13 protein-coding genes are annotated in these 13,386 nt (G+C 35.3%); 12 read left to right on the top strand and 1 reads right to left on the bottom strand.

The window, feature by feature from the left end; translation table 11 throughout:
• Window positions 1–156 precede the first annotated feature (156 nt).
• From mlaF to J3T98_RS11225, 12 genes are all read left to right on the top strand, one after another.
• The gene (gene mlaF / locus J3T98_RS06355; protein ID WP_081299570.1) at window positions 157–975 is read left to right on the top strand and encodes a phospholipid ABC transporter ATP-binding protein MlaF; all 819 of its coding nucleotides are present in this window, start codon (window positions 157–159) and stop codon (window positions 973–975) included.
• On the top strand, window positions 975–1,754 hold the full coding sequence (gene mlaE, locus J3T98_RS06350; RefSeq protein ID WP_065563612.1) for a lipid asymmetry maintenance ABC transporter permease subunit MlaE: 780 nt from the start codon (window positions 975–977) through the stop codon (window positions 1,752–1,754). Before mlaF ends, mlaE begins: the two co-directional genes overlap by 1 nt.
• Before the next feature lie 11 nt (window positions 1,755–1,765).
• Window positions 1,766–2,338 carry an outer membrane lipid asymmetry maintenance protein MlaD gene (mlaD, locus tag J3T98_RS06345; RefSeq protein ID WP_065563613.1) on the top strand — a complete coding sequence of 191 codons (573 nt, stop codon included), beginning with the start codon at window positions 1,766–1,768 and terminating at the stop codon, window positions 2,336–2,338.
• A gap of 2 nt (window positions 2,339–2,340) precedes the next feature.
• Window positions 2,341–2,982 (top strand): phospholipid-binding protein MlaC, encoded by a 642-nt coding sequence (gene mlaC, locus J3T98_RS06340; protein WP_267357167.1) that lies wholly within the window; start codon window positions 2,341–2,343, stop codon window positions 2,980–2,982.
• Window positions 2,983–2,988: 6 nt separating this feature from the next.
• Complete coding sequence (locus J3T98_RS06335; RefSeq protein ID WP_267357166.1) at window positions 2,989–3,261, top strand: STAS domain-containing protein; 273 nt, start codon at window positions 2,989–2,991, stop codon at window positions 3,259–3,261.
• 77 nt (window positions 3,262–3,338) lie between these two features.
• The gene (locus J3T98_RS06330; RefSeq protein ID WP_220225699.1) at window positions 3,339–3,596 is read left to right on the top strand and encodes a BolA family protein; all 258 of its coding nucleotides are present in this window, start codon (window positions 3,339–3,341) and stop codon (window positions 3,594–3,596) included.
• 89 nt (window positions 3,597–3,685) lie between these two features.
• On the top strand, window positions 3,686–5,713 hold the full coding sequence (gene prlC, locus J3T98_RS06325) for an oligopeptidase A (protein WP_267362412.1): 2,028 nt from the start codon (window positions 3,686–3,688) through the stop codon (window positions 5,711–5,713).
• On the top strand, window positions 5,700–6,431 hold the full coding sequence (locus tag J3T98_RS06320; RefSeq protein ID WP_267362410.1) for a class I SAM-dependent methyltransferase: 732 nt from the start codon (window positions 5,700–5,702) through the stop codon (window positions 6,429–6,431). The genes prlC and J3T98_RS06320 overlap by 14 nt, the downstream gene beginning before the upstream one ends.
• Before the next feature lie 15 nt (window positions 6,432–6,446).
• A complete protein-coding gene (gene rsuA / locus J3T98_RS06315; protein ID WP_220225696.1) occupies window positions 6,447–7,136 on the top strand; it encodes a 16S rRNA pseudouridine(516) synthase RsuA in 690 nt (229 codons plus the stop codon).
• An 82-nt stretch (window positions 7,137–7,218) separates the two neighbouring features.
• A complete protein-coding gene (locus J3T98_RS06310; protein WP_267362409.1) occupies window positions 7,219–8,460 on the top strand; it encodes a Bcr/CflA family multidrug efflux MFS transporter in 1,242 nt (413 codons plus the stop codon).
• 2 nt (window positions 8,461–8,462) lie between these two features.
• On the top strand, window positions 8,463–8,984 hold the full coding sequence (locus tag J3T98_RS06305; RefSeq protein WP_065563620.1) for a gamma carbonic anhydrase family protein: 522 nt from the start codon (window positions 8,463–8,465) through the stop codon (window positions 8,982–8,984).
• A 105-nt stretch (window positions 8,985–9,089) separates the two neighbouring features.
• Window positions 9,090–11,975, top strand: a complete 2,886-nt coding sequence (locus J3T98_RS11225; protein ID WP_065563621.1) for a DNA translocase FtsK 4TM domain-containing protein — start codon at window positions 9,090–9,092, stop codon at window positions 11,973–11,975.
• A 68-nt stretch (window positions 11,976–12,043) separates the two neighbouring features.
• Here J3T98_RS11225 and J3T98_RS06290 read toward each other — a convergent pair whose 3' ends face one another.
• Window positions 12,044–13,198 (bottom strand): MFS transporter, encoded by a 1,155-nt coding sequence (locus tag J3T98_RS06290; protein WP_065734687.1) that lies wholly within the window; start codon window positions 13,196–13,198, stop codon window positions 12,044–12,046.
• Between the last annotated feature and the right edge of the window lie 188 nt (window positions 13,199–13,386).

The following is a 13,386-nucleotide window of genomic DNA, read 5'->3' as shown; positions in this document are numbered from 1 at the left end:
AAAATATTAAAAAAGTTTTAGCATAAAATGACGAACAAATAAGTTCAGCATATTTTATGATTACCGTCACTAAATCAGCTACTTGGTTAATACATTTGTTTATTTGTAATAATCAAGTAAAATAACCAACATTTAATTATGGTAGTGTAGGAACTCATTGTGACCAACACATTACAACAAAATCTGGTCGAAATACACGATATGTCTTTTTATCGTGGGACTCGTCCAATTTATAAAAATATGAACTTGACGGTTCCCAAAGGCAAAGTTACCGCAATTATGGGGCCATCGGGAATAGGTAAAACTACACTATTAAGACTGATTGGCGGGCAACTTAAGCCACAATCAGGTCAAATCCTATTTGATGGTGAAGATATACCTAGTATGACTCGTTCAAGGTTATATGAAGTCCGTAAAAGAATGAGTATGTTATTCCAATCTGGGGCTCTATTTACTGATTTATCAGTATTTGATAATGTTGCTTATCCATTAAGAGAACATTTTAATTTACCAAAACCTATTTTACATAATTTGGTATTAATGAAATTACAATCAGTAGGACTTCGTGGTGCAGCTAACATGATGCCTTCAGAACTATCTGGAGGAATGGCACGGCGGGCAGCATTAGCCAGAGCAATAGCACTCGATCCTGATTTAATCATGTTTGATGAACCTTTTGCTGGGCAAGATCCTATATCCATGGGCGTAATTGTCAAACTTATATCTGAAATTAACCAATCACTTGGATTAACCTGTATTGTTGTTAGCCATGATGTTAGTGAAGTATTAAGTATTGCCGATTATGCCTATATTGTTGCTGAACAACATATTATTGCTGGCGGTACATCTGAAGAATTACGCAATAATGATGATTTACGAGTAAAACAATTCCTTGAAGGATTAGCCGATGGCCCAGTACCATTTCATTATCCTGCGGATGATTACAAATTAGACCTAAGTAGAGGTGCAAACTAATGTTAAACTTAATTGCAAAACTTGGGCGATCAATAATCAATATTATCGCGATGCTAGGTCGCTCAGGCGTAATGCTATTTGGTGCACTTATCGGTAAACCTCAATTTAGCAAACAATTCCCATTACTTGTTAAACAATTTTACTTTGTCGGTGTACAATCGCTATCAATTATTATCGTATCCGGTCTTTTCATAGGAATGGTACTAGCGCTACAAGGTTACTTCATTTTAACCACCTTTGGTGCTGAAGCCAGTTTGGGGATGCTAGTCGCACTTGCGCTGTTGAGAGAACTTGGGCCTGTAGTAGCAGGATTACTATTTGCAGGCCGTGCCGGCTCAGCGTTAACCGCTGAAATTGGTCTAATGAAGGCCACCGAACAATTATCAAGCATGGAAATGATGGCGATCGACCCATTAAGACGAATTATCGCGCCACGATTTTGGGCTGGATTTTTTTGTATGCCGTTTCTAACAGCAATTTTTGTCGCTGTTGGCATTTTAGGTGGTGTATTAGTAGGTGTTGATTGGAAAGGGATTGATGCAGGATTTTTTTGGTCATCCATTCAAAGTAATGTCGATTGGTGGCACGATTTAGGCAATTGTTTTATTAAAAGCTTTGCATTTGCAATCGCTAGTACTTGGATTGCTCTATTTAATGGCTATGATTGTGTGCCAACATCAGAAGGAATCAGTCGGGCAACAACGAACACCGTTGTCTATTCATCATTAGTTATTTTGGGGTTAGATTTTATTTTAACCGCATTAATGTTTAGTAATTGAGGTCATTAAACATGAGTCGTAAAGTTGAAATTACAGTAGGGTTATTTATGGTACTGGTTATCTGCTCAGTGCTGTTTTTATGTTTTAGAGTTACCGATCCAACGTCTTTCGCTCGTCATAACTCCTACCGTGTTTATGCTGTATTTGATAACATTGGTGGATTAAAAGTAAGATCACCAATTAAAATTGGCGGTGTAGTGATTGGTCGTGTAAGCAATATTAGTCTTAAATCAGAAAAAGGTGCAACGTATAAACCTTATGTCACTATGGATTTAGATGCTCAATACAATAGAATTCCAAGTTCTAGCTCGCTTTCAATCAAAACTTCTGGCCTATTAGGTGAACAATTTATTGATATCAATTTTGGGTTAGATCAAAGCATTGAACACGAACTTGATTCATTAGATTCTGATACCACTACAACAACGAGTAATAGTAATAATAAACCAGCTTATCTTATAGATGGTTATGTCATTAACAATACAAAACCAGCCATGGTGATCGAAGACTTGATTGGACAATTTTTATATAGCACAGGCGGATCATCAGATAAAAAACAAGATACCAATGATAGTAAGGAGTAACTATGTTAACCAAATTTAAACAAGCCCTTTTTTTAGTACTTACATTAGTAATAAGTTCTTCAGCATTTGCAAACGATCCTTATAACGATATGCAAGTTGCTGCTGACAAAATATTTAGTACGATGAAAGCTCAATCAGCATCAATTAAGTCAAATCCAAATAAACTTAAAGATATTGTAAGAGCGGATTTATTGCCTTATGTCCAAGTTAAATATGCAGGCGCATTAATTTTAGGTGATGCTTATAAATCAGCAACTGACGCACAACGAACAGCTTATTTCAAAGCTTTTGAAAACTATTTAGTTCAAGCTTTTGCTCAAGCACTTTCTATGTACAACGGTCAAACTTACCAAGTTGAAGCACCAAAAGATTTAACTAACAAATCACTTATTTCAATTCGCGTGCTTTTAAATCAGCCAGATAAAAATCAACAACCTATTCGTATCGATTTCCAATGGCGAAAAAATACAGTAACAGGTGAATGGAAAGCTTATGACTTAACAGCTGAAGGAGTAAGCATGGTTACAACTAAACAAAACGAATGGGCAGCTATTCTTCGCCAAAATGGAATAGATGCATTAACCAAACAATTAAATGATCTATCCAATCGCAAAATTGATCCAAACGCTAAACAAAAAGGTTAGTTCATTATGTCGCGAATCCAAGCAGAAAAACAACAAAATGCACTTAATTTAATCGGTGAACTTGATTTTCACTCTTTAAATGATTTATGGATTGCTCAAGATACACTATTAAGCAATATAAGCCATATTGATGTATCTAGAGTAACACGGGTTGACTCTTCTGGACTCGCGACACTTGTCTATTTTTGTAATCAATATAATGTAAAATTGATTGGGATCAGCCCACAATTACAAACACTAATTGAGCTTTATGATTTGCAAACAGTGATTAATCATTAAAATTGATGCAATTTGAGAGCTCAAAAACCCCGTTCCTCAACTTTTTTTTATAAAATAGTTAATACTGAGTTTAAATAATGGATAAACAAGAAATTATAGCTAAATTAAAAAATTCACTTAACCTCGACGATGTGCATGTACTGACAAACGACGGCAGCCATTTTCAAGTTATTGCCGTTGGTGAAATGTTTGCTGAATTAAGTCGTGTAAAAAAACAACAAGCTATTTATGCACCATTAGCGGAATTTATTAATGATAATCGAATCCATGCATTATCAATCAAAACCTATACACCAACTGAATGGCAACGTGAGCGAAAATTAATGGGTTTATAATCACCCTCCATGAACATAGAAACTTGAATAAAGTTTTTTTAGCCACATGTTTTATAAATAAACATAATCATTGCATAAGGTATTCCAGAATGACTAACCCACTATTAAGTAATTCATCATTACCCCTATTTTCACAAATCAAACCTGAGCATGTTTTACCAGCGATTAAAGAGACATTAAACAATTGTCGTAAAACGATTGAATCTGTGCTTGAACAAAATAGTGAATACACTTGGGATAATCTTGTTCAACCCATTGATGAAATGGATGAAAAATTTAGCCGAGCATGGTCACCGGTTAGTCATCTTAATTCAGTGAAAAACAGCCCAGAACTACGTGAAGCATATGAAGCTTGCTTACCTTTGCTATCTCAATACAGTACTTGGGTAGGACAACATAAACCACTATATAATGCTTATAAACAACTTAAAGATAGCAAACACTTCGAAAAGTTAAGCAAAGCACAAAAAAAGGTAATCAACAATGCATTGCGGGATTTTGAATTATCGGGTATTGGATTGGCGGATGATAAGCAAAAACGTTATGGTGAAATTGTTGCCAAACTTTCAGAATTATCATCTCAATATAGTAATAATGTATTAGATGCCACTATGGGCTGGTCAAAATTAATCACGAATATTGAAGATTTATCCGGAATGCCTGAAAGTGCCTTAGCCGCAGCTAAAGAGCAAGCTAAGGCAAAAGAGCAAGATGGTTGGTTATTAACGCTCGATATTCCAAGTTATTTACCTGTAATGACTTATTGCGATAATCGAGATTTACGATTTGAACTCTATCAAGCATACAATACTCGAGCGTCTGACCAAGGACCTAATGCCGGTAAGTGGGATAATACAGAAATCATTAAACAAATTATATCGCTTCGAGCTGAACTTGCTCAGTTACTTGGTTTTGACACATATGCCGATAAGTCATTAGCAACTAAAATGGCTGAAACTGTTACGCAAGTTACCGCATTTTTAACCGATTTAGCAACCAAAGCTAAACCACAAGGTGAAAAAGAATTAACCGAACTTAAAAGATATGCTTATGAGTATTTTGGTGCAAGTGATATCAAACCATGGGATATCGCTTATTACAGCGAAAAACAAAAGCAACATCTTTATACCATCAATGATGAAGAACTTCGTCCATATTTTCCAGAGGATCGAGTTATTAGTGGATTATTTGAAGTCGTTCGTCGTATTTTTGGCATTACTGCAAAACAGCGTCATGATGTTGAAGTTTGGGCACCTGAGGTAAAATTTTACGATTTATATAATGCCAATGGTGAATTAAAAGGTAGCTTTTATCTTGATTTATATGCTCGTGAACATAAACGCGGTGGTGCTTGGATGGATGATTGTATTGGTAAAATGCGTTTTGCTGATGGCCATATCCAAAAACCTGTTGCCTATCTAACATGTAATTTCAATCGACCAATCGGTGATAAGCCAGCATTATTTACTCATAATGAGGTAACCACATTATTCCATGAATTTGGTCATGGACTACATCATATGTTAACTGAAATTGATGTGTCATCAGTGGCTGGTATTAATGGTGTTCCATGGGATGCCGTTGAATTACCGAGTCAATTCTTAGAAAATTGGTGCTGGCAGCCTGAAGCTTTAGAATTTATTTCAGGTCATTATCAAACTGGCGAACCATTACCACAAGAAATGCTAGAAAAAATGCTTGATAGCAAAAACTTCCAAGCTGCATTATTTATTCTGCGTCAGTTAGAATTCGGTTTATTTGATTTTAAATTACATCGCGAAAAAACACCTGATATTTTAGAAACTTTAAAACAAGTCAGAGAACAAGTTGCAGTAGTACCAACCGTAGATTGGGGACGATTCCCTCACGCATTTAGTCATATTTTTGCAGGAGGTTATGCCGCAGGTTATTACAGTTATCTATGGGCTGAAGTTTTATCTGCTGATGCGTTTTCTCGCTTTGAAGAAGAAGGTATCTTCAATGCAAATACAGGTAATGCTTTCCTAGATAATTTTTTATCTCAAGGTGGCAGTGATGAACCAATGACATTATTCAAAAATTTCCGTGGCCGTGAACCGCAACTTGAGGCATTACTTCGTCACTATGGTATCCACTAAAGTTAACACTGCTCAGCTCAAAAAGTTAGCTGAGCAGTGGCTATTCAAGCATCCTGATCTTCCATTTACTCTCGTTAATCAAAACAATCAACTTGAGTTACAAAAAACTGATGAACCTAAATTAGGCGCAATCGCGGTTAATTTTGTGTCTGGTGCGATGGCTCATCGTCGTCAATTTGGTGGTGGTCGTGGTGAAGCGATAGCTAAAGCTGTTGGCGTTAAAGGTAATTATTTACCCACTATTATTGATGCAACAGCTGGATTAGGACGAGATGCATTCGTATTAGCTTCTATTGGTTGCCATGTTACTATGTTTGAGCGACATCCTGTTGTTGCTGCCTTGTTAGAAGATGGGCTTAATCGTGCTTATCAAGATCCAATCATTGGTCAGCAATTACAAAAGCTGTTACATTTAATTTATAATTCAAGTTTACTTGGGCTCAATTCACATCAAGAAAAACCTGACGTTGTTTATCTTGATCCGATGTTTCCGCATCGACAAAAAAGTGCATTAGTGAAAAAAGAGATGCGAATTTTTCAACAATTAGTTGGTAACGATCTCGATGCAGAAAGCCTACTTGAACCCGCAAGACGATTAGCTAAAAAACGCGTTGTGGTTAAACGACCTGATTATGCACCATTTTTAGCCAATCAAAAACCAACGGCGGAAATTAAAACTAAAAATCATCGTTTTGATATTTACACACCATGTTTATAGGAATAGTATTTGAATATGCGACTGGATAAATTTCTAGCTCACCATCTAGGGGTAAGCCGAACAATAGTCAATAAAGAACTGAAAGCCCAAAAGGTAACTGTTAATGGAGCTGTTGTAAAATCAGGTGCTTACCATATCTCAGATGATCAAATTGTAGAATATGATGGTTTCGAAATTATACCTATTACCGAAAATCGTTATTTCATGCTCAATAAACCACAAGGTTATGTTTGTTCTACTGATGATCCTGATCATCCAACTATCCTCTATTTTATTGATGAACCTATGTCTGAAAAGCTGCATTCAGCAGGTCGACTGGATTTAGACACCACTGGGCTAGTTTTATTAACCGATGATGGTAAGTGGTCACATCGCATTACTTCTCCTAAACATCATTGTGAAAAAGTTTATCAAGTAACCGTTGAGCAACCTCTTAATAATGATCTTATTGAGATATTTAAACAAGGTATTCAGCTAAAAAGTGAAAAAACACTTACTCAACCAGCTAAATTAGTTATCCTTGATGATTACCATGCAGAACTTACAATAAGTGAAGGCCGATATCACCAAGTGAAACGAATGTTTGCAGCTGTAAATAACCATGTCACCCAGTTGCATCGTAAACAGATTGGCAATATTATTCTTGATATACCTGAGGGCGAATACCGCCCTCTTACTCAAGATGAGATCAATTCGTTTAATTAGCCGTTTGATTCTTAACTAATGTTTTCTTTTACTAGGTTTTATAGTTAAAACTTAGTAACTTTGTATCCAAAGGAATGACAACGTGCAAACACAAGAACCACAAGTAGAAATTAAAGTTTCTAAACAAGCACTTATCTTTGTTCTTGGTTTCATTTCAATGTTAATGCCATTATCTATTGATATGTATTTACCAAGTATGCCAACTATTGCGAACAAATTTAATGTCGCCGATTCAACTGTGCAGTTGACAATCAGTTTCTATTTATTAGGATTTTCATTAGGTCAGCTTTTGTTTGGTCCACTCACCGATAGTTACGGACGAAGAAAAGTTTTAACTGCTGGACTAATTATTTTCATAATTGCAGCATTATGTTGTGGTCTTGCTGCTAATATAAATCAGTTAATCACAGCCCGATTTTTTCATGGAATAGCAGCATCAGCAACCACTATTGTTATTAATGCATTAATGAAAGATATCTATCGCGATCGTGATGATTTTTCTAAAATGATGTCTTTTGTAACATTGATATCGAATGTTGCCCCATTACTCGCACCGATTATTGGTGGTTTTATTCTTTATTGGTTCAATTGGCAAGCTAACTTCTATGCACTTTGCTTAATGGCGATTATTTGTTTTGCATTAGTAACAATCAATATCCCTGAGACATTAGCCAAATCCAAACGTGATAAATTCAGTATAATTCGAATTTTAAGCAACTTCATTGCCCTATTTAGACATAGACAAGTGTTTACTTACATGATGATTGGTGCATTTTCCGGAGCCGGATTATTTTCATTTCTAAGTTTAGGACCATTTGTCTATATGAACTTACATGGTGTTGCATCAACCAATTTCGGCTATTACTTCGCTATTAATGTTATGGTCATGGTTTCAATGAATACACTCAATAGCCGTATTGTAAAACGGGTTGGTTCTATTAAGATGATTCAGTTAGGCTTACTCCTCCAATTTATTACAGCCATAGGTATGGCTACAGTGAGTATATTTGACTTAGGTTTTGTCTTTTTAGTGGCATGTATTGCTGGTTATATCGGTTGTATTTCAACCATAGGTGGTAATTGCATGGCTGTAATACTCGATTATTATTCTCATATAGCAGGCACAGCCTCCTCGCTTGCAGGCACCATCCGCTTTGTCGTCGCTGGCGCTATCGGAGTCTTACTTTCAACACTCGTTTCAACTCATAATACAGCAACTGTTACGAATAATTTAACAGAATGGCTAATGGTTGGCTCAATGGTTATCTGTAACTTTTTTGCGGCTGGATTGTTTTTGAGTGTCAAAAATATAAAAAGGAATTAACCATGATTTATCAATTAGAAAATCTAAAACCACAAATTAATTCTAAGTGTTTTATTGCTAAATCAGCAGACATCATTGGTGATGTTATTTTAGAAGAAGGCGTATCTATATGGTTTAACGCAGTTTTGCGAGGTGATATCGCAACTATTCATATTGGTAAAAATAGTAATGTTCAAGATAACAGTACTATTCATACAGAAACTGACATTCCCTGTATTGTTGGTGAGAATGTCACCGTTGGCCATAATGTTATTTTGCATAGTTGTAATATTGAGGATAATAGTTTAATTGGTATGGGAAGTACTATTTTAAACAATGCTAGAATTGCCAAAAACTGCCTAGTAGGTGCAAACTCACTAGTTACACATAGTCTACCTTATGAGGAAGGTTGTATGATTATGGGATCACCAGCTAAAATTATTCGTAAACTCACAGATGAAGAAATTCAAGCAAATATTAAAAATGCTCAACATTACGTGTTGAATGCAAAAAGATTTAATCAAACCTTAACGCTATCGAATTAATAGTTGCTAATAAATTAGTTTTTATACACCTTTCACGCTATGAGTAGGTTCAATTTATGATAAAATACTCAAAATTTTTAATTAAGATAGTTTTTAGGTACGTGTTTGAAAAAATCTAAAATTACAAGAAGACAGATTGTTGCACAATTAATTCTATTATCATTAATAGGCCTGTCTGTTTACTTATTTTTATCACTGTTTACTTACAACCCATCAGATCCTGGCTGGTCACGTACAGCTTGGCACTATCCTATTAGCAACTTAGGCGGTTATATTGGTGCATATATTTCTGATATCTTATTTCAGTTTTTTGGATTAATCGCCTATAGTTTACCGGTTATTATTATCTTTTTTTGTTTACAATTAATGGGTTACTTTTACCGCCATGCCAGTGATCCTATTAACTATTTTAGTGTTTCTTTCCGAATTATCGGCATTTTAGCTTTTGTACTTAGTTGTTGTGGTTTTTTTGCTCTTAATATTCGCGATCCAGAACAATTCCAAGCAGGTGGTTATTTAGGTTCGATAGTAATTGAAAGCCTTCTACCTGTTATGAGTAGCTTAGCTACCTCTCTAGCTTTGCTTGCAACAACACTAGCATGTATTACGCTTTTAACTGGTTTCTCTTGGCTTTATCTGTTTGAAAAAATTGGTGCTTTAGTTATGTTCATCCTGTCACCAATAAAATGGTTATTTACTCCGGATAAAGTTTCACAACCAGCTGATTCGAAGCAAGAAGACAAATTAACAACAGAAAAACAGCCTCAATTTGATCTACCTATTGATGTTGATAGTAGTGATAATATTGACTCAACCAAATTGGCGACAGAATCAGATATTAGTACAACTAAACCTATTTCATTAAAAGATGATGAAGTATTTATAAAAACTGCTGCTCAATTATTGCAATCTATTGAGGCAAATACATCTCCTAACGAAACTAACCAACCGACTAAAGATATATCTAAAAAAGAAATGGATCCTGACGCGATTTTAGCGCGAATGGAAACTATTTTGAAAAATATGAATGAAAGCACCACGAGTGATATGAGTTCAACAGAATCTGATGGAGAAATTAATAGTCGTGAGGCCTTAGAACCTTTTGAAGAAGATAAATACGCTATTGCCGATGCACCAAGTAAACCTTTATTCACTATGGAGCATAATGAGCCAAAAATTAATCTAAATCATATTGCATCTCAAGATTCAGTTGATCCAATTGTAATCGAACCTTTAGCGGAAACATCACCAAGTATTACACCTGAATATCATAATACTAATGATATTCCAGCCGAATTTGAGATACCCGAAGATGTTGATATATCACTTCTTAAAGAAGAAAACCCTCTCATTGATGACATATATCAAAATGAGGTAGTAAACGAATCAAATGAACAACAAACTAAAAATGAAATAAAAGAAGTTACGGACGAGGATGAGGATGAGGAAGAAAGCCTTATTCATCCTTTGCTAAAACGCAATGATAAGCCTTTACCTAAACCAACAACACCGTTACCTTCGTTAAATTTATTAACGCCACCACCAACAACTCGAATTGAAGTTGATCACGCGGCATTAAATGCAATGTCAGAGCAAATCGAAAAAAGCCTCTCTGATTATCGAGTAAAAGCTAGAGTTGTCGATTATTTACCTGGCCCCGTTATTACTCGCTTCGAAATTGAACTTGCACCAGGCATTAAGGCAGCAAGAATTTCGACACTTGACCGAGATTTAGCTCGCTCATTATCAATGCCTTCAGTACGGGTGGTCGAGGTTATTCCAGGTAAACCGTATGTCGGAATTGAATTACCAAATAAAAATCGACAAACTGTTTATTTCAGAGAAGTATTAGATAGTCCACAATTTAAAAATGCACAATCTCCTTTAACAATTGTATTAGGAAAAGATATCGCAGGACAATCAGTGGTTGCAGATTTAGCTAAAATGCCACATTTATTGGTTGCAGGAACGACCGGTTCAGGTAAATCAGTAGGTGTTAATGCCATGATATTAAGCATTTTATACAAATCACAACCTGAAGATGTTAGGTTTATAATGATTGATCCTAAAATGTTAGAACTATCTATCTATGAAGGGATTCCTCATCTATTGACTCAAGTAGTAACTGATATGAAAGATGCGGCTAATGCTCTTAACTGGTGTGTTAATGAAATGGAGCGTCGCTATCGATTGATGTCAGCATTGGGCGTTCGTAACATTGCTGGTTTTAACGAAAAAATCAAACTTGCCGAAGAAATGGGACGACCAATTCCAGATCCTCTTTGGAAACCCACTGATAGTATGGATCTTGAAATGCCAACGCTTGAAAAACTTCCATATATTGTGGTTATGGTGGATGAATTCGCCGACTTAATTATGGCCGTTGGAAAAAAAGTCGAAGAGCTCATTGCACGACTTGCACAAAAAGCTCGAGCGGCTGGCATCCACTTAGTGCTTGCAACCCAACGCCCATCAGTTGATGTAATTACTGGTTTAATTAAAGCCAACATACCAACTCGAATAGCATTTACTGTTTCAAGCAAGATTGATTCACGTACAATCCTAGATCAAATGGGGGCAGAATCACTTCTAGGTATGGGTGACATGCTCTATTTAGCACCAAATAGCTCAATTCCTATTCGTGTTCATGGCGCATTTGTACGTGATGAAGAAGTTCATGCAGTTGTACAAGATTGGAAAGCGCGTGGCACACCTAAATATATCGAGAATGTAACAGTTTCAACTGATGATAATGAAGGTAATAGCTTCGATATGACCGACGAAGAACTCGATCCACTTTTCGATCAAGTAGTAGCATTTGTGGTTGAAACCCGTCGAGCATCAATATCAAGCGTCCAACGCAAATTTAGAATTGGTTACAATCGCGCTGCACGAATAGTAGAACAAATGGAAGTGGAAGGCATTATAAGTGCGCCAAGTCATAATGGTAATCGCGAAGTACTTGCACAAGCATCACCTAATGATTATTAGGCTAAATTTCAATAGTAAAACCATTTAACTAATAAGATAGTGTGTCACTATATAAAATTTTAAGTGATCTACTTTCTAAATTTTAACCAGTAAATCATTGATAAAATTGCGCCTATTATTGCTATACCGGCTAAGGCAAAATAGGCGATTATCATCGACCATTTCAAACTAATTATTCCAACAATAATTGGAAATAGCGTCATACCTAGTGCATAAATAGCTTGAAATAATCCCATGGCAGCAGAACGGGCATACGATGGCACATCTATCATCGCTTCAAAATTTAAAAACGAAAATAGTATACCCGTCCCTATACCAGGGATAATTTGCAATAGAAGAATAATATAAACAGAAGAGACCTGAGGTACTAAAATACAATAAAGTGCTAGTAATAGAAAAGATAAAATTACCCAGCTTGAAATTCTCATCAGATTAATCCACTTAGTCGCCCCCAATTTAGCAAATAGAACTGAAGATAACATATAGACAATTGAAGAAATGCCAATTAAAAAGGCATTCCCCCCTAAATCACTCAATATCTGATTAGTAAAAGACATTGTGGTAGACATTTGAATCCCTTGCTGAATTAAAGCAAGAAATGAGAAAAACAATAATTTTCGATTACATAATGCGCTAAACAAAAGATGATAGTTAAAATCATGATGGATCTTTTCCGGATATTTTAGCTTTATTGCTAAAATAAAAGCCAATAACCCACTAAAGCAACTGAGCACACAAATTCCTACCATATGAATATAATCATACAATAATGTACTTGTTAAAAAGGCTAAAAACACACCTAGATTATTAACCATTATAATTAAACTAGTTGCATACCCTTTTTTAGATTTGGGATAAAAACCTAAAAAAAGCACCATAAAAGAGATCCACATTGCACTGGCGAAACCTGAAATTATATTACCAACGAGAAAACCAGTTCCATTCGGTTCAATAATACGAATCACCGATGCAATTCCAGCAAAAAAGGTGCCTAATACAATAAAAATTTTATGTTTCTCTTTTACATTGGCTAATAAACCAACCGGCAATCTTAAGAATAATTGCGAAAATCCATAAGCACTAACCACCATTCCGATCATAGTAGTCGATATATTTATCGCCGCAAGATAAGGGGTTTGATAAGGAATATAGATATATTGTGCATACCAGAAAAAAAACACAATACACAACAATAAATAAGACTTCTTCTTGGCTGACTTCATTTATCCACAATTTTAATACTGATAATTTTTGCTCTAAAAATATATCTAAATAAATTATTTAGCAATCATTATGACAAACTTGTCTAATTTTTTAAACTATGCTAGCTTGAAGTGAATTAAAAAGTGATAAAAATTGATCTTACTAAATTCATAATACAAACATCTTAACTTTATGATTTATATAATAA

The organism is Gilliamella sp. B2772 (assembly GCF_026536985.1).
GTDB lineage: Bacteria > Pseudomonadota > Gammaproteobacteria > Enterobacterales > Orbaceae > Gilliamella > Gilliamella apicola_E.
The sequence above is the reverse complement of the archived record's forward strand: the minus strand, read 5'-3'. Positions and strand labels throughout refer to the sequence as shown.